General features: G+C 57.8%; 19 protein-coding genes and 2 pseudogenes. 8 read left to right on the top strand and 13 right to left on the bottom strand.

Translation table 11 applies throughout. The features are described 5' to 3' along the window. Window positions 1-56 precede the first annotated feature (56 nt). Window positions 57-749 (top strand): annotated as a pseudogene (locus FGD77_RS01060) (IS6 family transposase). Window positions 750-1,219: 470 nt separating this feature from the next. On the opposite strand, the gene FGD77_RS01055 reads toward FGD77_RS01060, so the two are convergent. From FGD77_RS01055 to FGD77_RS01035, 5 genes are all read right to left on the bottom strand, one after another. Beyond that, window positions 1,220-1,504, bottom strand: a complete 285-nt coding sequence (locus FGD77_RS01055) for a CBS domain-containing protein (RefSeq protein WP_255005635.1) — start codon at window positions 1,502-1,504, stop codon at window positions 1,220-1,222. Then, the gene (locus FGD77_RS01050; protein ID WP_255005633.1) at window positions 1,501-1,794 is read right to left on the bottom strand and encodes a CBS domain-containing protein; all 294 of its coding nucleotides are present in this window, start codon (window positions 1,792-1,794) and stop codon (window positions 1,501-1,503) included. The genes FGD77_RS01055 and FGD77_RS01050 overlap by 4 nt, the downstream gene beginning before the upstream one ends. A gap of 39 nt (window positions 1,795-1,833) precedes the next feature. Further along, window positions 1,834-2,433: a ubiquinol-cytochrome c reductase iron-sulfur subunit gene (gene petA / locus FGD77_RS01045; RefSeq protein WP_255005631.1), complete on the bottom strand. Its 600-nt coding sequence runs from the start codon at window positions 2,431-2,433 to the stop codon at window positions 1,834-1,836. An 81-nt stretch (window positions 2,434-2,514) separates the two neighbouring features. Beyond that, window positions 2,515-2,865, bottom strand: coding sequence for a hypothetical protein (locus FGD77_RS01040; protein WP_255005622.1), 351 nt, complete (start codon window positions 2,863-2,865; stop codon window positions 2,515-2,517). A 98-nt stretch (window positions 2,866-2,963) separates the two neighbouring features. Further along, a complete protein-coding gene (locus FGD77_RS01035; protein ID WP_255005619.1) occupies window positions 2,964-3,590 on the bottom strand; it encodes an RNA polymerase sigma factor in 627 nt (208 codons plus the stop codon). A gap of 454 nt (window positions 3,591-4,044) precedes the next feature. Here FGD77_RS01035 and FGD77_RS01030 point away from each other — a divergent pair, with 454 nt between their 5' ends. Both FGD77_RS01030 and FGD77_RS01025 read left to right on the top strand, forming a co-directional pair. Continuing rightward, the gene (locus FGD77_RS01030) at window positions 4,045-4,962 is read left to right on the top strand and encodes a DMT family transporter (protein ID WP_255005617.1); all 918 of its coding nucleotides are present in this window, start codon (window positions 4,045-4,047) and stop codon (window positions 4,960-4,962) included. 433 nt (window positions 4,963-5,395) lie between these two features. Further along, a pseudogene (locus FGD77_RS01025) lies at window positions 5,396-6,535 on the top strand (IS3 family transposase). Window positions 6,536-6,689: 154 nt separating this feature from the next. Here the strand turns inward: FGD77_RS01025 and FGD77_RS01020 are convergent. The 6 genes from FGD77_RS01020 to FGD77_RS00995 form a co-directional block, all read right to left on the bottom strand. Further along, entirely contained in the window at window positions 6,690-7,349 is a 660-nt protein-coding gene (locus FGD77_RS01020; RefSeq protein ID WP_108693543.1) for an isoprenylcysteine carboxylmethyltransferase family protein, read from the bottom strand. Beyond that, window positions 7,342-7,563 carry a hypothetical protein gene (locus tag FGD77_RS01015; RefSeq protein ID WP_133176239.1) on the bottom strand — a complete coding sequence of 74 codons (222 nt, stop codon included), beginning with the start codon at window positions 7,561-7,563 and terminating at the stop codon, window positions 7,342-7,344. Before FGD77_RS01015 ends, FGD77_RS01020 begins: the two co-directional genes overlap by 8 nt. Window positions 7,564-8,033: 470 nt before the next feature. Then, window positions 8,034-8,342 (bottom strand): hypothetical protein, encoded by a 309-nt coding sequence (locus FGD77_RS01010; protein WP_133176238.1) that lies wholly within the window; start codon window positions 8,340-8,342, stop codon window positions 8,034-8,036. A 229-nt stretch (window positions 8,343-8,571) separates the two neighbouring features. Next, window positions 8,572-9,201: an RNA polymerase sigma factor gene (locus FGD77_RS01005; RefSeq protein ID WP_108693516.1), complete on the bottom strand. Its 630-nt coding sequence runs from the start codon at window positions 9,199-9,201 to the stop codon at window positions 8,572-8,574. A gap of 52 nt (window positions 9,202-9,253) precedes the next feature. Further along, on the bottom strand, window positions 9,254-9,619 hold the full coding sequence (locus FGD77_RS01000; protein WP_108693515.1) for a hypothetical protein: 366 nt from the start codon (window positions 9,617-9,619) through the stop codon (window positions 9,254-9,256). A 221-nt stretch (window positions 9,620-9,840) separates the two neighbouring features. Next, window positions 9,841-10,140, bottom strand: a complete 300-nt coding sequence (locus FGD77_RS00995; RefSeq protein ID WP_133176237.1) for a hypothetical protein — start codon at window positions 10,138-10,140, stop codon at window positions 9,841-9,843. 182 nt (window positions 10,141-10,322) lie between these two features. Here FGD77_RS00995 and FGD77_RS00990 point away from each other — a divergent pair, with 182 nt between their 5' ends. After that, entirely contained in the window at window positions 10,323-11,045 is a 723-nt protein-coding gene (locus FGD77_RS00990) for a response regulator (RefSeq protein WP_108693514.1), read from the top strand. Beyond that, window positions 11,045-12,436: an ATP-binding protein gene (locus FGD77_RS00985; RefSeq protein WP_108693513.1), complete on the top strand. Its 1,392-nt coding sequence runs from the start codon at window positions 11,045-11,047 to the stop codon at window positions 12,434-12,436. The genes FGD77_RS00990 and FGD77_RS00985 overlap by 1 nt, the downstream gene beginning before the upstream one ends. A gap of 58 nt (window positions 12,437-12,494) precedes the next feature. On the opposite strand, the gene FGD77_RS00980 is transcribed toward FGD77_RS00985, so the two are convergent. Then, a complete protein-coding gene (locus FGD77_RS00980; RefSeq protein ID WP_165802955.1) occupies window positions 12,495-13,199 on the bottom strand; it encodes a copper resistance protein B in 705 nt (234 codons plus the stop codon). 29 nt (window positions 13,200-13,228) lie between these two features. Further along, on the bottom strand, window positions 13,229-15,052 hold the full coding sequence (locus FGD77_RS00975; protein WP_255005609.1) for a copper resistance system multicopper oxidase: 1,824 nt from the start codon (window positions 15,050-15,052) through the stop codon (window positions 13,229-13,231). A 720-nt stretch (window positions 15,053-15,772) separates the two neighbouring features. Here FGD77_RS00975 and FGD77_RS00970 point away from each other — a divergent pair. The 3 genes from FGD77_RS00970 (at window position 15,773) to FGD77_RS00960 (ending at window position 18,824) form a co-directional block, all read left to right on the top strand. Beyond that, window positions 15,773-16,282 (top strand): plastocyanin/azurin family copper-binding protein, encoded by a 510-nt coding sequence (locus FGD77_RS00970; RefSeq protein WP_243405167.1) that lies wholly within the window; start codon window positions 15,773-15,775, stop codon window positions 16,280-16,282. Window positions 16,283-16,486: 204 nt separating this feature from the next. Then, entirely contained in the window at window positions 16,487-16,705 is a 219-nt protein-coding gene (locus tag FGD77_RS00965; RefSeq protein ID WP_255005606.1) for an SHOCT domain-containing protein, read from the top strand. Window positions 16,706-16,823: 118 nt separating this feature from the next. Further along, window positions 16,824-18,824 (top strand): heme lyase CcmF/NrfE family subunit, encoded by a 2,001-nt coding sequence (locus FGD77_RS00960; RefSeq protein WP_108693181.1) that lies wholly within the window; start codon window positions 16,824-16,826, stop codon window positions 18,822-18,824. Window position 18,825: the final 1 nt, after the last annotated feature.

Below are 18,825 nucleotides of genomic sequence, written 5' to 3'. Positions count from 1 at the left end.
AAGTTGTTTTCGGCTTAAGCAGCGGTTAGTTGATGGCGATGTAACTACCGACTTCAATGTCGCGCCTGAAGAGCTTTCGCTACCCTCGTGGGATCATTGCCTACTCGGCCTGAGTGTATCATCGCTTCGCCTTGAATACGGCGGATGTTGAGGATCTGCTGGCAGAGCGGGGTGTCATTGTCAGCCGCGAGGCCATCCGCCTGTGGGTCAATCGGTTTGGCGAACATTTCGCTCGATGCGTTCGCCGAGACCGTCCACGACCGAACGACAAGTGGCATTTGGACGAAGTCGGCATCACGATCCGCGGCAAGAAGCATTGGTTGTGGCGGGACATCGATGCAGACAATGATGTGTTGGATATCCTCGTACAAACTCGGTGAAACGCAAAGGCGGCAAAGCGGATCTTCCGGCGCTTGATCGACCAGTTTGGTAAGCTGAGGGTTGTCATTACCCACAAATTGCGCAGCTACATAAAGCCGGTCAGCGCGCTGGCATCGCAGGCTGACCATCGCGCGCACACAGGACTGAACAACGCAATCGAAGTCTCGCACAGACCGACCCGCAAAAGGGAGAAGGTGTTCGGCCGGTTCAAGTAACACCGGCAAGCCCAGAGATTTCTATCGGCGCATGACCAGATCAATCTCATCTTCCGTCCCCGCCGTTATCAACGCACTGCAATTTCTTATCGCCATTCTCGCAAAGATGCTTTCAGCCTGTGGGGCGACTACACCGCTGAAATGGCAGTTTGAGCGTGGTCGATAGCCATCTTGCGGTCGGCTGAAAACAACTTGGCAATACCCACTCAGTTGGTGCCGCAACCGCAGGCGCCCGACTTTGCAGCCGACGCTTGAACGGTTTCCTGAATTTCCGGTCCGACATCAGCATCGCGACCAGATCCCTCTCCACCGCAGCACCCTCCGGGCTTGGTGGGTTCGGCTGGGGATTGATCTGTACGAGTCTTCTTTTTTCCATTTAAGCCTCCTGTGCATTAAGGGGTCGTAATGTAGACGTCGGCCGGGGCGTTGCGTCACAGCGACAGAGCGGTTCACCTCGTGAAAGAAACGGGGCCGAAGCAGAAATCCGCGATGCCGTTTCAAGCCCCGTAGCCGTAGGCCCAGGATGACATGCGACCCAAATGCATGTCGATTTCGCGCACGCCGGACACGTTTTCGACTGCGACGCGCACGGCGTTTTCCTCGAACTTGCTGTCCACGACGCCCTAGACAGAAACGTGGCCATCCTCCACTGTGAAATTGACAAGGCTAACCGTGATATCGGGCACCTCTTTCAATGCGGTCTCGATGCGGGCGCGTAGGTCACGGTCGTCTTGGGAAGGCTCGGGCAACGCCCCGCCCGCGATCGCAGAGAGAGCGTGCAACAGGTTTGAGCGGCTTACGATACCCACGATTGCGCCAAGGCGCGTTACCGGAACCCGCTTGATCCGGTATTTTTTGAGCAGCCGTGCGATAGTTCCAACGAAGGTGTCCTCGTCGATGCGGATCACTCGCCTGTCATCATGTCCGAAACTTTGTGGCTGCGCACCTTCACAAAATCCTGTGCCGATTCCCCGGTGCCTTTGAACAGATCGAGGCACCAAGATCGGCGGGGGCCATTCTCGTCACGGATGCGCTGCATCAGATCGCCTTCGCTGATAAGTCCGGCAAGCTTTCCGTCGGCATCGGTGACCGGCAGCGCGCTGACATGATGCGCCAGCATAAGTTCGGTCGCCTCGGCAACCGTCGCGCTCTGCGGGACCGAGATGACCGTCGCGGTCATGAAGTCCTGTGCTTTCATGAAGTCCTCCTGACTCTTCCTGGGGTTCTGTGAAATTACTCAAGCGCCAATAGTCAGCATCAGATCGGTCCCAAGGCTATAGCGCGGAATATCAAGATTGCGCGGTGCAGGCCCTTTGCGGATGCGGCCGGACCGGTCGTAGTGGGATCCGTGGCACGGGCAGAACCAGCCTCCGAACTCTCCAACGCTGGCGCCATTCTGGCCGACCGGTACGCAACCCAGGTGAGTGCAGATCCCGATCACGATCAGCCACTCGCCGGCCTCATCTGCAGACCGGTTTACATCGAGCGCTGGCATATCCTGAGCGTTGTTGGGATTTTCATCCGTGTAATCAATCGGGTCGATAAGGTCATCAAGCGGCGTGGCGCGTGCCTTTGCGATCGTCTCGGGTGAGCGGCGCCAGATGAAGACCGGCTTACCGGCCCATTTGGCGGTGATTCGAGTGCCTACAGCCACCTCCGTCAGGTCGATGGAGATCGTCGACTGGCTGACCACATCGGCCGAGGGATTCATGGAATCGATCAGCGGCCAGATGCCAGCACCTGCCGCGACCGCTCCCGTGGTGGCGGCTGCATAATATAGGAAGTCGCGGCGTTCGGCTTTGCCGGTTTCTTCCGTTTTTTGCTCTGCGTCGGGCATCTTGCTCTCCATCATTTGTTCCCGGTCGGTTGTGGTGACACCATCCGTCACGTCACCGCCAGTCCCATAAAACAGCCCTGATCAATGACCTTCGTTCCGCACCTCTAAATCCCGGCTTCCTTTTTCCACAACAGAGCGCGGTATCTCGGCCGCTACGAGCAAAGCCACCAGTTCGACGGCCAGGTCCCGGCGGAATCCGGCAAGAAGATAGACGCAGTCTTTTGGTCCCAGGCCCAAAACCTTTGCGGCCTCAGTCAGGCTCTGGCCTTGATCTTCGATCCGGCGAAACAGGTCGCGCGACAGTGGCGCATCGACGTGGCGCGGATGCGCCGCACACGCACAGCTCATCCGGTGAACGAGGCTGAACAATTCTGTAGCGGCCGCAAAGCGCTCTTGCGTTTCTGGATCCGACGTGGGCGCGTTTTTGCACATTGTCTCGATTTCTCCCTTTGGAGTACCCGAACACGGGCATCTTCATGGGAGTAGACGCTGCCTGGCGGCATCTGTTACAGGCAAAGAAATAGCCAACCTCAGGTGGGTGCTTCCTCCGGCGCGCAGTGCGTTTCGTTTTCCGGACTTTCGCACCCGACCGGCGGACAGTAGCAATCGTCCCAGCCTGTCTTGCAGCACTTGCCGCAATGGCCCGTCAGCGCATCACGTAGGCCGGCACGCGCACGATGCAGGCGTACTCCAAGCGCATTTCGGGTTAATCCCAAGTCGGCAGCAACCGTAGCGTGGCCTTCCTCGCCGAAGTCAATCCGCCGGATCAGGTCGGCATCGGCGTGGCGCAGCGCGGGTATCAGGCCGCTCAGACACAGGCAAAATTGCGCCATCTGCCCGGGCGCATCATCCGACCACTCCTCTGGTTCCCGGCCATAAGCCTCGCTCAGACGCCCGCGCCTTGCCAATTTGCGGAAGTGATCGTTCATCGTCGTTCGCAAGATCGCGTAAAGCCAGGCATCCATCCGCTCCACATCCCGCAACTGATCTTTGCGCGTCAGCACCCGAATGCAGAATTCTTGCAGGACATCCTCGGCATCGGCCCGGTTGCGCAGCCGCCGCACTAGAAAACCCAGAAAGGCCTGTCGCCCGTCCGATAGTGCTGTTTCGGCTGCGCTGTCGTTAACCTGCGTCTCGTTTTGCGGTTTTTCTGTCATGATCGACACATCCTTCCAAAGAAATGTATGGTCGCTTGTCAGGAAAACAATGTCGGACAGTCGTGCGCACGTTGGGTAGTGTACTATGATGTGGATAGGGTCCAAAGTGCCGAGTCCGGCAAGCAGTCAATAACATATGATATCGACAAAGCGTAGGGAGTGGGAGCCCGTGATTGCTATCGAAACGAGGATCAGGGCGATACGGTTCAGGTTCAGCCAAACAGCAAAGGCTCAAAGCGTCTACAGTATGCGCCGTAACAAAGACGCCATATGTGCGTCAATTCGTACGCGCCCCCTTTGAAATTTGGAATTTGCAAAATGCGACAAAACAACCCTGAGAGAATGAAAGGGTCCCATTACGGCCGGTCCCCTCTTGGTAACGCTCTTGCAGATAAAGACGTATGAGATTCCACTCACGCCCGAATCTGGGCCTCTTGGGCATCGGGGCGACAACATGACAGTCTTAAATGCGTTCAAAATTATCATTGTAATGCTGCTTTGGGCAGCATGCTACCCACTCTTAACGATCGGCATTGTCCTCGCACCACACCTGAGTTTTGCCACACTGCGCGCCGTTATCGCCGGTCTGGTTCTGGTCGGGGTGGCCTGTGCGCTACGCCGCCCGTTTCCTCGCGATGCCAGAGTTTGGATGACTTTGGCTGTCATGGGCCTCGGGGGGACCAGCCTCGGCTTTCTGGGCATGTTCCACGCGGCGGAATTCGTCTCGCCCGGGATCGCCACGGTCATTGCGAACACCCAGCCTCTGCTGGCGGCGGGACTGGGCGGTATCATATTGGGGGAACGTCTGAGTCGCCGGGGGAAGGTGGGGCTGTTCATCGGCTTTCTGGGGATTGTCGTCATCGCAGCCCCGCAGCTTTTTTCCAGCGGCGGGGACAATTACGCCATTGGCATCGCGTATATCGTTCTTGCGGCACTTGGTGTCACTGTCAGCAATGTGACGATCAAGAAGATCATTGGCCGGGTCGATCTGCTCATGGCAATGGGTTTGCAGTTTTTGATCGGGAGCATACCGCTGGCTCTCGCGGCGGGGATCATGGAGAACCCTGCGGCAATCCAGTGGTCGTTCACCTTCATCACGGTCTTGCTTACGCTCGCCCTGTTCGGCTCGGCACTGGTTTACATTCTTTGGATGTCGGTTCTAAGTGAAGTGCCGCTAAATCAGGCCAATGCGTTCAGTTTCCTTATTCCGGTCTTCGGCCTGACGATGGGAGTGTTGTTTTATGGCGAATCCCTGGGCCTGCTGAAACTCCTCGGAATTTTGCTGGCGATTATTGGCGTCGTTCTGGTGACCCGAAAAGGTGCCGCACCGGAGGCCAATGCGCCGACGCCACTCAGCATCGCACCGAATTGACGCATTTCATAGCGAAACCAGCATGGCTAGACGATTGCAAAGGAATCTCTTCTGAGATCTGACGCGCGGGTGGACTATTTCGAGGCTTGCCTGACGATGGGTACTTGGGTCGAGACGGTCTTTCTGGAATCCCTTTACCACATGAAAATCTTACTTTCCGGCTCCGATAATATACCTGATTTCCGAGCCGACAAAGCGTGTCATGACTCGTGGGAACAATTACATAGTGCTCTGGGCGGTATTCCAAGTAACTGATAAACGGAAGCAACGACAAACTTTTGCCCAACGGGTTGGTTCGTAAAGAATGTGTGGCTGTATTTGGGTCGACCATGACTAAACTCTTCTTTCAGAGGTGGCTCGGGAAAACTGAACATCCGGGATAAGTGGATTTTCCGCGCAACAGCAGCATGATGCTGCAAGCAAGGAGAGAACCATGACAAGACGACCACGCCGGAACCACAGCCCGGCATTCAAGGCGAAAGTGGCTGTTGCCGCAATCAAGGGTGAGAAGACGCTGATCGAGCTGGCGCAGGATTTCGACGTCCACCCGAACCAGATCAAGCAATGGCGAGATCAACTTCTTGAAGGCGCCACGGGCGTTTTCGGAGCCGCGATAAAGTCGGATGCAGAACCGGCAATCGACGTGAAGACCCTGCATGCGAAGATCGGGGAGCTGGCGCTGGAGAACGATTTTTTGTCCGGCGCGCTCGGCAAGGCGGGTCTGTTTCCGAGCGCAAAAAGATGATCGATCACACCGCGAGGCTCAGCGTCAGCCGTCAGGCCATCGTTCTGGGGATCAGCCGGGGCAGTGTCTATTACCAGCCCCGGCCAGTGGCCGATGCCGACCTGAAGCTGATGCACCGGATCGACAAGCTGCACATGGAGTTCCCGTTCGCGGGCAGCCGGATGTTGCGGGGGCTGCTGGTGCAGGAAGGATTCAAGGTCGGGCGGCTGCATGGTCGCCACGCTGATGAAACGGATGGGCATCGAGGCGCTGTATCGCAAGCCCAACACCTCGAAACCGGCGCCGGGGCACAAGATCTACCCCTACCTGCTGCGGAAACTGCCGATCACCCGGCCCAATCAGGTCTGGGCGATGGACATCACCTACATTCCCATGGCCCGAGGGTTCATCTACTTGGCCGCCGTGCTGGACTGGTTCACGCGCCGGGTTTTAGCATGGCGGGTATCGATCACGCTGGAAGCCGATTTCTGCATCGAAGCCGTCGAGGAGGCGTTGGTGCGCCACGGCAACCCCGATATCTTCAATACGGATCAGGGCAGCCAATTCACCTCGACCGAGTTCATCAAGGTGCTGGCGAGCCGGGAGATCAAAATCAGCATGGATGGCAAAGGGGCCTGGCGCGACAACGTCTTCGTCGAACGGCTCTGGCGGAGCATCAAATACGAGGAGGTCTACCTGCACGCCTACGCCAGCGTCCCGGAGGCCCGTGCCTCCATCGGCCGCTATCTCGGCTTCTACAACAGCCGACGCCCCCATTCATCGCTTGACGGGAAAACCCCCGATCAGGCTTACTTCAACATGCCCCGGCCCCAAGCGGTCGCGGCATAACCAAGGCGGAAAACCACTTACGAAACGCTCGGAAACTGCTCAGACAAACCGAGCCAGCTCTTTCGATATTGCTCATCCCACTCATAAACCAGCGGAGAGGTTGTCAACCCGTCCAACCAATGGGCGTGCGGCATGAGATAGTGCTTCACGCTGCCTAGTCATCACTGCTGTCTCGTGAAGCGGCCGCGAGTTGACGCCAGCGGCCCCAACGAGGGATGAACATTGGCACCTGCCGCTGATAGGCGCGGTAGGCTTCGCCAAACTGCTGGAGTACCTGCTGTTCCTCACGCAGAGCCAGCCATGTGTAGACAAGCACGATCACCGGAAAAAAGCCGACCGAGAAAAGCGTCGGCCAATGCACCACGCCTTCTCCGAACAGAGCAATAAACAGACCTGTGTACTGCGGATGCCGCACATACGCATACAAACCGTCTGTCACCAGACGGTTTTCGCCTCGTGCCTTGTGGACCTGACGCCACCCCTGAATAAAGAGACCTATCCCGATAAAGCCGAGCGCATAGCCTAGCAGCATTGAGATTAGCATGCCGGTTTCGCCGAACCCTACCAGGGTCGACCAAAGACTGGCGCTGACATATTCGCTATCCAAACCGAAGAAGCGCACCAACAGATAGATAGTGAGCGGAAAGCCGTACATTTCCGCATAAAGCGCGATGATAAAGGCCTGAACCACCCCGGCGCCGACCCATTCCCGCCAGTTCTTCGGCGCGAAATAACGATAGAAGAACCAAGACACCAAGACGATAACGATCAGTGTGATGCCCCAGGCTCCAGCGTGGTTAAACGATTCATTCATGGTTTGATCCATCTATATCCCGGCCGAATGTTGGCATCCCATGCAACTCGCCGCCTTCGGTAAATCTGCGCAAAACAGAGACGTCTTTCGGCGACAGTTCCGGTACGTTACCCACATCCGCATCCACCGCGTAAAATGCGGGCCTGGGCTGAGCGACTGCTATGGCGGTCGTCATTAGCAACGCCGAGGTTGCGGCCGTGATTTCTCTGAACATCAGAATAGGTCCTTTGATCTGCTTGTAGGATTTCTGTGTGGGCACATAACCCTCGCCAAAGCTGTGATTTCAGCCCGCCGATGAGCGGCCCAGCCTGCAAGAAAGAGGGACATGCCAAATGCGAGGATAAACGGAATAAGTGTCATGTTGGGTCTCCTTGAATCTCATAGCCTTGTGCAAATGATCGAGCTTGGACGGATCAATGCCCGCCACAGCAACCTTTGGATCGAACACCAGCACTCTCCTTAACCGAAGCACCCTGCCCCTCTGCCACAGCGGGTTTGCGAATTTCATCGGCGGTACTTTTCGGCGCATCCACGGCCGACTCGCAGCAACAGCCACCTTGTTTCTGTTCAGGTATTGCGGTTTGTGTGTTCGCCTTCGCGCACATGTTCATATCCTCCATCAGGAATTGACTTCTATAGAGTTAAGACGCGCCGGGCGGCCCAGCATTACAGACAGCAAGCAGCTCAGGTTTTTGCATCGCCGTTCAACTGGCAACCGCAGCCCGCAACGCCGTGCTGTCGGCAAATCATGTGCATCTCGCCAATCCGATCCTTCAGGCCTTGCCGCCCGAGGGCAAGATGCATGGTCACCTCGTTCAGGCTGAGCCCATGTTTGTCAGCAACCGATTTGGGCACCGCCCCTTCCAAATCGATGGCGCGAACAACGTTTGCCTGTTGCGGTGGAAGCGTCGACAAGAGCAAGTCGAGGCAGTCGCATATCAGCGCTCCTAGCTCCTCGTCGCGAATTGGATCTGCATTGCTCGGTGATTTCACGAGCATGTTCCGCAGACAGAGCTGCAATGATGCTTTCTCCGCGAAGGTGCTCTGCTCGTTAAAGCATCAGCGCTCTTGAAACCATGCCGCCCTGCCCGTCTGAGGGCCGCAGGACGCCCAATCGGCTGATCGTGCATATCAGCTTCACGACGGCTCTCGCCCGGTCCAGTCATTGACACCTCCCGATAAAAGCTGCTGTTGATCAAGAGACGCGCGGCATGAAAGATCCTTACATCTGGGGCATCAATTCCCTCTGAGGCGGGGACGACAAGGATCGTATATTGCGCGAATGGTTACAGTCACACTGCATAAACCGGCCTTCGCCGCAGACCGGGCAGAACTCGGCAATCTTTGTCTTCAATGCAGCTCGGCTTCGATGGACGCGGACACCCAAGGCGTTCAGACTCACCCCCAGATCAGCCGCAATCTCTTTGCGTGAATCGTCCCTCAAATCCAGACGCGTCAGCAATTCGGCTTGGGCAGGATCCAGCTTTCGCATCGCGGCAGAAACGCAACTGCAGGCGCGGCCATCGAAATCCTCTGTCTCCGGCGCCAGTATTTTGGCCTCGTTTGCATAGGCTTCTGCCCCTCGATTTCTCGTCGCCCGACGCCGATAATAGTCGGTCAGAGTGTGCCGCAAGGTGATGCCCATCCAGGCATCCAGTCGCTCGCCGCTCCTAATAGTGGCGTGGCTTTGCAGCACCTTGACGCAGAAATCCTGAAAAACATCTTCGGCATCCTGCGCAGAGCTGAGGCGTTTGCGAAGAAACCCGAGAAACTTGTTGCGGCCTTCGATGAGTTTTGCCTCGGTGTCACAACGCGAGACCTCTGGCATTGCGGGTCTTGGTTCAGCGAACATGTTTCGCTCCTTTCACATGGTTTCGTGCAGCACCGGAATCCGGTACTAGCGGTCAGACGTGTGAAAGGATTCGCGGCGGATGGAAGCGCATCTTTTCTGCCGCGGATGGTAGAAAATCCGTCTCTCGGGAGATCTCCGGCGCGCTATCGAAACGCGTCAAAGCCAAATCGTTGGTAGGCAGATTCACCAGAATGCAGCTGTGCCCGCTATGGCAGTTCCTGTCGGACCCGGGCTGCGCGGCGCGGTCAACGATCACGCCGCCGCCAGCCGCCGAAGCGACGGCAGGTTGCGCGGTTAAGTCGCGATGATTGATTTTTGGCGACACAGCCAACGCAGAGGCAAGAATGGCCGTGACTGCGGCAGCAACTGTCACCGCCCGCATCCAAATGGCCCAATTTCTCTGCATTGATCTGAACATGCTTCCGTTCTTTTCTTGTATTGCGTATTCAAGTATTAGCTTCTGATCGGTGGCTTTTCTTGATCTGGTTCAGATTTAAGGTCACGAGTGCCCAAGAGCGATACGCAGATCGCGGGCAACTTTGCTTGCTTTCTCACAGTGGCACTTGGAAATGACGCATTCCTTTCTGGGTTAAGCTGCACGGCGCGTTTTGTGCGCCGTGCATAAAAGTGTCTCTTTGTTCAGCGGTCGTTACCGGCATTCGGAGGCAGCGGGCTACTGTACTCTCTATCGCGTCCCGTCCTCATATCGCGCCGTTGCATGTTCCGGGGGTGGACATCGGCGTCGTTTGGGTTAACCTTTCCGTCAAGGAAAGCGCCGTTATGCCCGACGCTGCTTTTCGTCATTACTCCGGAGTTTGATCCGGCGCTCTGCGCACGAAATTCGTGATGGCCTGTTCTGTAACCCGAATCTGCCAAGGCAACGCCGCCTGCGAAAATGGCGCTGGCCAGTGCGAAGACGTGGATGATATTGCGTTTCATTATGAAGCTTCCTTCTGCTCTCGTTGTCGATGACCTCAAATTGAGCATTGCACAGGCATTCGCAATGGGCCTCGCAGGCGGCTTTGTAACGGCTTGTAACGTGGCGTCCCTATGATACTTTTCGTTACATTTTTCAGGCAAGTAGCAGATACATCTCACCGGAGAACCTATACTAACGCCATATGTCAGATGTGCCTCATATCCTTGTCGTTGACGACAGCCTTGAAATTCGAAACGCAGTGTCCCGTTATCTCGTGAAGAACGGGATGCGGGTGACGAAGGCTGAAAATGCGTCTGAAATGGATGCGGAATTGGCGAAAAGCCGATTCGATCTTATTGTGCTGGATGTCATGATGCCCGGAGAGGACGGACTTTCTGTCTGTCGGCGTCTATCCTCCAACGGCTCGATACCCATCCTGATGCTCACGGCCTTGGGAGAAGAGATGGACCGTATCGTCGGCCTCGAAGTCGGTGCGGATGATTATCTGGCCAAGCCTTTCAATCCGCGTGAATTGCTGGCGCGCATCAAGGCCATCGTCAGACGCTCGGCCCGGCCCGAAGTGTTTGGGGGAACATTGACTGGAAAGCGTATCAGGTTCGGGCACCAGATGCTGGATACCGACACCCGCGTTCTGGTAGATGACGAGGGTGTGGAAGCACAGCTCTCCGTGTCCGAATTCAAACTTCTGACCGTCCTTCTGGAGCGGCCGCGCCTTGTCCTGACGCGTGAGCAGCTTCTGGATCTGACTGCTGGGCGAACGCCCGGACTGTTTGATCGGACGATCGACAATCAGATCAGCAGGCTGCGGCGCAGCGTCGAAAAGGATCCGATGCGACCCAAGCTGATCACGACCGTGCGGGGCGAGGGATATTGCCTGTCTGCCGAAGTTGAGGACGCAAGCTGATGCGCAGATTTCTGGGAAGCTTGCGGGGCCAGTTGGTGCTGCTGATCATCGGTGCGCTGATGCTGGCGCAAGCGATCAGCCTGTGGCTCTTCGTGGACGAACGCGGCCTTGCAGTTCGCGCGGCCCTCGGGGCCGAAGCGGCGGGACGCGCTGCGAATGTCGCCCGTCTCATCGAGGAGGCGCCGCTGGAACTGCAGGCGTCGATCCTGCGCGCGGCTGACTCGCCTCTGGTGCGGTTTGATGTGACGTCCGAGCCGGCTGTCGATCATCTCGATCATGTCGACCGTGGCAGTGTCGAGGCCCGCATGCGCGCGCTTTTGGGGCCAAAGGACAATCGCCCGATCAGGGTCGAACTGCACGAGGCCGAGGGGACGCTGATGCCAATGTCCCATATCAACGCAGACGGCACCAATATGCATCTGCAAATGGTTCCTGGCGGGCTGCTGACGCTCGAGATGACCGTATCGGTGGGGCTGCAGGACGGGCGATGGCTGAACGTCGATACGCGGTTCAATCGCCCGCCGCTTCAGTGGCCGCTCGTCTCGACCCTTAGTTTCGGTATCACCGCCGCTCTGCTGCTGGTTGCTGCGATATGGTTTTTGTTGAGCCGTTTGACGGGGCCGCTGCGGCGCGTGGCGTCCGCCGCCGAAAGCTTTGGCAGGGGCGAAGCGCCGGGCACGCTGCCTGCAATGGGCCCGCGCGAAGTGCGCGATCTGACGGTGGCCTTCAACGATATGCAGGACCGCCTGACCCGCCACATTGCCGATCGCACCAGGGTTCTGGCGGCGCTGGGGCATGATCTGCGCTCACCGCTGACGGCGCTCCGCGTCCATGCCGAAATCGTCGACGACGAGGATATTCGCGTCAGCATGATCTCTTCTATCGAAGAGATGCAGGACATGGTCGAAAGGACCCTGGCCTTCGCGCGCGGCATGGCCACCTCAGAGGAAGCTCAGACGGTGGACATGCGCGACTTTCTTGAAAAACTGCAGCAGGACATGCACGGAGGTTTCGAGATTGGCGATGTTGGCCTAATACATGTCCGGCTGCGCCCAAATGCGATGCGCCGCGCCTTGCGCAACCTCATTGTGAATGCGCAGCGATACGGAGGGGGCGCCACCGTGTCTGCTCGGGGCGGCACGGAAACTGTGGCCATCGAAATTCTGGATAGCGGCCCCGGCATTCCCCAAGCCGAAATGGAGCGTGTCTTCGAGCCGTTCTTTCGGCTCGAGAGATCACGTTCGCGCAATACCGGCGGGACGGGGCTGGGCCTGTCGATCGCCCGGACGATTGCGCGTGCCCATGGGGGCGATGTTCGTCTGGAAAACCGGCCGGAAGGTGGGTTGATCGCGACTTTGGTTCTGCCCCGAAAGGGCAGCGACCAGAGTTGACTTGTCCCCCGGTTCGCATCCCGCAGGCCTGCGGGATGCACTCTTGTCATTGCGCCCGTTAGAACATGATGCGCGTGCCGACGACGACGGAGAACGCGTCCTTGTCCTCGCCCGCCGCGCGCAGCATGTCTGCGGTATCCCCGAAAGACCGCTCGTAATTGATGCCGACATAGGGCGACACGGCGCGGTCGATCAGGTCGTAGCTGACGCGCGCCCCGATCTCGAATGTCGGCCCGCCAGCGCCTTGATTGCGGGCGGCATCGTCCTTGAGAGGAAAGGTCATCTCGACGCTGGGCGTCAGGATCAGGCGGTTCGTCAGCAGCGCCTCATATTCCGCCTCGACCCGGAAGAACGGGTGATCCGACACATAGAGATCCGCGTCGATCTCGAACCATTGCGGTGCCAGTCCCTTGACGCCAAAGACGGCGTTGTAACGGTCCGGCGCCCCGTCCGGCGTGCTGGCCTGAATGCCGACGACCGCGTCAAAGAAGGTCGAGATCGGCATTTGCAGGCGCAGCTGGTTCTCCAACCCCTCAAAGTCACCCGAGGACTCGCCAACCTCGCCTTCGCTGCGCCAGACAAAGCGCAGCTCGTCCGACCCGGCAAGCGCGTCGAAATCCCAGACGAACGCGTCTTCGCCATCGTTGAACCGGTATTCGAGTTGCTCGGCTTGAAGGCCCCAGATGATCGGCTCGGCCGCCGCCGGCGTCCACGCCATGGACACCAGCACCGAACCGAGAGCGGGCAGGTAGATCGTTTTCATCGGTTCAATCCTTGTTTTGCTAACGCTGTTCATGCCGGGCCACCTTCGACGATTACCTTGCGGAACATGCCCGCTTCGGCGTGGTAGGACAGGTGGCAGTGGAAAGCCCATTGGCCCGTCGCATCGACCTCGGTTTCGGTATAGACGGTGGTACCGGGCGCGATGCTGACCGTGTGCTTGATCGGGTCCCACTTGCCCTTGCCGGTATCGAGGATCGACCACATGCCGTGCAGGTGCATCGGGTGTGACATCATCGTTTCGTTGACGAACTTGAAGCGGACACGCTCGCCGTATTTCAGGCGGATCGGCTCGGCATCATCCATTTTCACGCCGTTGATGGACCAGATGTAACGCTCCATGTTGCCGGTCAGGCGCAGCTCAATCGTGCGGGTCGCCGGGCGATCACGGTAAAGCGGCCGGAGTGCCTTCAGATCGTTGTAGGACAGGAACTTGCCGCCATTCGCCGCGCTTGGGATCAGACCGCTGCCCGGTGCGTAGAATTCGCCAATCTTGCTGTCACGCGCGCTGTGGTTCATGCCAGTCATGCCGCCGGACATGCCCATTTGGCTATGGTCTATCTCCTTCGTCTCGCTGGGCATGTCCATCTGGCTGTGGTCCAATTCCTTTGTGGTGCCGGACATGTCCATTTGGCTGTGATCGATTCCGTCCATGTCTCCGGACATATCCATCTGGCTGTGGTCCATGCCCTCGGGCATAGCGCTGCTTTGCGAGGACATCGTCATGGCATTATGGTCCATGGCACCCATTTCCATGCCACTCATGTCCATACCGTCCATCATGCCGCCCATGTCGGCCATGGTCAGCAGGGGTTGCGGGCGCATCCGCGGAACAAGGCCGGCATAGCCCTGCTTGGGCGACAGCGATCCGCGGACCATGGCCGTACGGCCCATGGATTCGGCAATGATGCCATACGCCTTGGCTTCGCGCGGCTGCACGATCACGTCATAGGTTTCGGCCACCGAGATGCGCAGTTCGTCCACCGTGACGGGATCCACATCGTTACCGTCGGCCTGAACGACAGTCATCTTCAGCCCCGGAATCCGAACGTCGAAATAAGTCATCGCCGACGAGTTGATCAGCCGCAGTCGCACCTTTTCGCCGGGGCTGAAGAGGCCCGTCCAGTTCTGATCGGTTCCCATGCCGTTGATCAGGGGCGCAAAGCCTTGCACGTCCTCGATATCGGTCGGCATCATGCGCATCTTGCCCCACATCGCACGGTTCTGAAGCGCCTGCTTGAAACCGTCCTCGCGCGAGTCGCGCACCAGATCCTCCAGCGTGCGCTGCGCGCGGTTGTAGTAGTCGGCCGACATTTTCAGATTGCGGAAAATGCGGCTGCCATCGTGCGGATGCTTGTCGGTCAGTTGCACGACATAATCGCGGTCGGCGCGCGTCTTCTCGCCGCCCTTCGGCTCGATCACGATTGCGCCGAAAGCTCCATCAGGCTCCTGAAAACCGGTATGGCTGTGAAACCAGTAGGTGCCGGCCTGCTGGATCGGAAACTGGTAGGTGAACGTCGTGCCCGGCGCGATCCCGTTGAAGCTGATGCCCGGAACGCCGTCCTGCCGGAACGGCAGGATCAGCCCGTGCCAGTGGATCGAGGTACTTTCGCGCAGGTTGTTGGTGACGTTGATCGTAACCTGCTCGCCCTCCTTGAAGCGCAGCACGGTCGGGGTCTGGCTGCGGTTATAGCCGATGCCGGTCTTCTTGAACTCTCCGGTGTCTATGCGGATCTTGTCGACGCTGACATTATAGGTGCCGGGCAGCGCCATGCTGCCGGATACGGCGAGCGCGGCGGCCAGGATGGCCGTCTTGATAAGGGGGATGGGTTTCATCTCCGGTCCTTTCAGATTTGATTTGAAAGCGGTGCATTTGCGCCGCGTAGCGTGCTGATGATTGCAGCCCTGCAAATGATCATGTCGCGTCAAGGCGCGTCCGAGTGATGCAAAGGGTTGCGTATGTTCCGTTTGGGCTGCCTATTCGACGGGATCCAAAACGACACGGATCAGCCTCGCGGAGGCGGTGTCTCGCTAAAAGACGCCAATTTATAAGGCGCCACGACGTCGAAATCGTACTCGACCGAAATCTGCATGCGCATCTGTGCCGGCAGTAGAAATGGCTGTGGCAGTAAGGGCGAACAATGCGCCGTCATGGATGCGCAACCACCAGTCTTCTCATGCGATGTCATGGCAAAACCACAGCTGCTTGAAGCTGGCACAGCTTGATGCGCGCCTTGGGAATGATCCGGCTGGGCACGTGCGAACGACATATGCGGAAACGATGCCGCAAACATTAAGATCGCAGCCAGAAGCCATCCCCAGAATATGCTGTGCCGCTGTGTCATGCCACTCCATCAACATCGACGCCTGCCGATCGCCGGAAAATCGGTCAGACCCGCGGAAATTGCAAGCTTACACTTGATTACATTAAAAGCGCGCCGGGTGAGTTGATCCTCCTGCGCTGGAATGATTTCGTTTCACAACGTCGGGGAAGGGGTTTCGCGGCATGCGACATCATCTGCCCCAGCAGATCAAAACACAGTCAAGGAACACAACATGACGTTTATGAAATCTATCGGAGCAACGACTGCACTCATCCTTTTTGCAGGATCAGCAATGGCGGGTGCAGGGCACGGCTCGTCCATCGGCAAGGCTGGCGATCCGGACAAGGTCGACCGCGTGATCGAGGTCAGCATGGACGAGATGAAGTATGAGCCCAAGTCCGTTTCAGTCGCGAAGGGCGAGACGATCAAGTTCGTCGTGCGCAACGACGGAAACATCATCCACGAATTCAATCTCGGCACCGAGGCCATGTGGAAGGATCACAAGGATGAGATGAAGGACATGATGAAATCCGGCATGATGACGATGAAAAAGCTCGATCATGCCAAGATGATGGAAGGCGGCATGATGCATAACGACCCCAATAGCGTCCTCCTGGAGCCCGGTCAGACCGCTGAGGTGGTCTGGACCTTTACCGACACGACCGAAATGGGATTTGCCTGCAACGTGCCGGGCCATCTCGAAGGCGGCATGGTCGGTAAGATAGCGTTCTCCGGACACTGATTTTGCCTCGGATCATGAGGGGCCGGTTTGTGCCCCTCATGATCCAGCGGAAAAGGCCTTCGGCCCGGCAAGCAACAGGTTCGGCTAATACGAGAGAGCAACATGAAACACCTCACTTTTTCGATAATTTCAATCTCGATGACGGCTTACGCAAATGTTGCGTCCGCAACCCCGGACGGCGACTGGAGCAGAGGATATGGGCATATGATGTGGAGCGGAGGCCACGGGCTGCTTGGCGGTCTGATGATGTTGGTCTTTTGGGGGGTGATCATCGGATTGATCGTGCTGGGCGTTCGAAGCTTCTCGGGCCGATCCGACGCGCCGTCTGGTTCAAGTGCGCTCGACATCCTGAAGGAACGCTACGCTCGGGGCGAAATTGAAGAAGACGAATACGAGCGGCGCAAGGCGAACCTGGAGCGCTGAAATTGCGAGAAGATCGGGGCTGTTGACAATAATGTGAGGTCTGCAAGCAAAGGCTCGGTTGACCTTCCAGCACTGGACAGTCGTACGCTTCCTCATAACCTGACATTTGAGATAAAATATGATACCGGAAATTGGGCAATTCGCTCTCGCTCTCGCGCTTATGATTGCGGTGGTTCAAAGCATTTTGCCCATCCTGGGTGCTGCGCATGGCAATCTGCTGTGGATGCGAAGTGCGCGCGCGTCATCGGTCGCGCAGTTCGTCTTCATCGGCATCGCGTTCCTGGCCCTCATGCGGTCCTTCATCGTCAGCGATTTCACGGTTGTGAATGTGGTCGAGAATTCCCACTCACTCAAACCGATGCTCTACAAGGTCGCGGGCACCTGGGGGAGCCATGAAGGCTCCCTGTTGCTCTGGGTCTTGATACTGGCGACCTTCGGTGCCGGTGTCGCGCTTCTGGGGTCGAATATTCCGGATGCGCTCAAGGCGCGAACGCTGTCGGTTCAGGCGTGGATCAGCACCGGATTTCTATCATTTCTGATACTCACGTCCAACCCGTTCGAGCGGGTTTTCCCTCCGCCGCTTGATGGCAATGATCTCAATCCGCTTTTGCAGGATGTTGGGTTGGCGATGCATCCACCGCTGCTCTATTTTGGCTATGTCGGTTTCTCGATCGTCTTCTCCTTCGCCGTCGCAGCGCTGATTGAAGGGCGGGTTGATGCGGCTTGGGCGCGGTGGGTTCGCCCCTGGACACTGGCCGCGTGGATGAGCCTGACGGCCGGTATCGCTCTGGGGTCGTGGTGGGCCTATTATGAACTGGGCTGGGGTGGCTGGTGGTTCTGGGATCCGGTTGAGAACGTCAGTTTCATGCCTTGGCTTCTGGGCACGGCGCTTTTGCATTCGGCCATCGTGACGGAAAAACGCGACGCCTTCAAAAGCTGGACGATCCTTCTGGCAATCCTCACCTTCTCACTGTCTCTGCTGGGCACGTTCATTGTGCGCTCAGGATTGCTCACATCCGTTCATGCCTTCGCGGTCGACCCCGAACGTGGGCTCTATATTCTCGGCCTGCTAGGTGTTTCCATCGGCGGGTCTCTCGGGCTTTACGCATGGCGCGCGCCAGCGATGGAGGGGGGCGGACTCTTCGCGCCAATCAGCCGCGAGGCTGGGTTGCTCGTCAATAACCTTCTTCTGGGGGCTGCGACAGGTACGGTCCTGTTTGGCACGCTGTATCCACTTTTCATGGAAGCTGTTGTCGGCACCAAAATTTCGGTCGGCCCGCCCTTCTTCAATGCGGCTTTCATTCCGATGATGCTGCCGCTTGTTGTTGTCATGGGTTTTGGTCCGTTTCTGTCCTGGAAACGAGCAGACCTGAAGGGAATCTTTCAGCGCCTTCGCTTTGTCGCGGTGCTTGCAGGGTTATCGGGCCTCGCCGTCTGGTATCTGACCGAGGGCGGACCTGTCCTTGCCTATCTGTCGGTTGCAATCGCTGTCTGGCTATTGCTGGCGACGCTACGCGAGTGGACGACCCGCATCAGGCTTTTTGAGGTGCCTTTTGGAGATGCGATGCGCCGGGCCCGCAATATGCCGCGATCATCTCACGGCATGACATTGGCCCATGCCGGTCTGGCAGTTGCAATGCTTGGTTTCATCGGGTCGAGCGCATGGAAATCGGAGGAAATCGTCTTCGTTCAACCCGGGGCCGAAATCGCGATTGCGGGCTTTGATGTCCGCTTCGACGGGGTCGAGCGCGTTCAGGGACCTAATTATGTCGCCGATCGAGGCACACTTACAGTAACCCGTGATGAGGAGCCTGTGACGATACTGTTCCCCGAGCGCCGGTTCTATCCGGTTGCACAGAGCAGCACGACCGAATCCGCCATCCGTTCGACACTCGCAGGCGATCTTTACGCCTCTCTGGCCGAACCGGCTTCGGAAGACACAGCCGCGTCCGGTGCTTGGACCTTGCGTATTCTCTATGAGCCGCTGGTAAATTTTATCTGGATCGGTGCCGCAATGCTGGTTCTCGGCGGAGGTCTTTCACTGTCTGACCGACGATTGCGGGTGGGCGTTCCGCGACGTGCGATCACACCTGCCGCACAAGCGACCCCAGCGGAGTGAG

Source organism: Roseovarius sp. M141, from assembly GCF_024355225.1.
Taxonomy (GTDB): domain Bacteria; phylum Pseudomonadota; class Alphaproteobacteria; order Rhodobacterales; family Rhodobacteraceae; genus Roseovarius.
Note: the sequence above shows the minus strand (reverse complement) of the source record. Positions and strands in the feature narration are given on the sequence as shown.

Excerpts from the sequence above, each read along its gene's own strand:
- FGD77_RS01050 (WP_255005633.1), bottom strand. The coding sequence starts at position 1,794 with ATGAAAGCACAGGACTTCATGACCGCGACGGTCATCTCGGTCCCGCAG.
- petA (WP_255005631.1), bottom strand. The coding sequence starts at position 2,433 with ATGCCCGACGCAGAGCAAAAAACGGAAGAAACCGGCAAAGCCGAACGC.
- FGD77_RS01040 (WP_255005622.1), bottom strand. The coding sequence starts at position 2,865 with ATGTGCAAAAACGCGCCCACGTCGGATCCAGAAACGCAAGAGCGCTTT.
- FGD77_RS01035 (WP_255005619.1), bottom strand. The coding sequence starts at position 3,590 with ATGACAGAAAAACCGCAAAACGAGACGCAGGTTAACGACAGCGCAGCC.
- FGD77_RS01030 (WP_255005617.1), top strand. The coding sequence starts at position 4,045 with ATGACAGTCTTAAATGCGTTCAAAATTATCATTGTAATGCTGCTTTGG.
- FGD77_RS01020 (WP_108693543.1), bottom strand. The coding sequence starts at position 7,349 with ATGAATGAATCGTTTAACCACGCTGGAGCCTGGGGCATCACACTGATC.
- FGD77_RS01015 (WP_133176239.1), bottom strand. The coding sequence starts at position 7,563 with ATGTTCAGAGAAATCACGGCCGCAACCTCGGCGTTGCTAATGACGACC.
- FGD77_RS01005 (WP_108693516.1), bottom strand. The coding sequence starts at position 9,201 with ATGTTCGCTGAACCAAGACCCGCAATGCCAGAGGTCTCGCGTTGTGAC.
- FGD77_RS01000 (WP_108693515.1), bottom strand. The coding sequence starts at position 9,619 with ATGTTCAGATCAATGCAGAGAAATTGGGCCATTTGGATGCGGGCGGTG.
- FGD77_RS00995 (WP_133176237.1), bottom strand. The coding sequence starts at position 10,140 with ATGAAACGCAATATCATCCACGTCTTCGCACTGGCCAGCGCCATTTTC.
- FGD77_RS00990 (WP_108693514.1), top strand. The coding sequence starts at position 10,323 with ATGTCAGATGTGCCTCATATCCTTGTCGTTGACGACAGCCTTGAAATT.
- FGD77_RS00985 (WP_108693513.1), top strand. The coding sequence starts at position 11,045 with ATGCGCAGATTTCTGGGAAGCTTGCGGGGCCAGTTGGTGCTGCTGATC.
- FGD77_RS00980 (WP_165802955.1), bottom strand. The coding sequence starts at position 13,199 with ATGAAAACGATCTACCTGCCCGCTCTCGGTTCGGTGCTGGTGTCCATG.
- FGD77_RS00975 (WP_255005609.1), bottom strand. The coding sequence starts at position 15,052 with ATGAAACCCATCCCCCTTATCAAGACGGCCATCCTGGCCGCCGCGCTC.
- FGD77_RS00970 (WP_243405167.1), top strand. The coding sequence starts at position 15,773 with ATGACGTTTATGAAATCTATCGGAGCAACGACTGCACTCATCCTTTTT.
- FGD77_RS00965 (WP_255005606.1), top strand. The coding sequence starts at position 16,487 with ATGATGTGGAGCGGAGGCCACGGGCTGCTTGGCGGTCTGATGATGTTG.
- FGD77_RS00960 (WP_108693181.1), top strand. The coding sequence starts at position 16,824 with ATGATACCGGAAATTGGGCAATTCGCTCTCGCTCTCGCGCTTATGATT.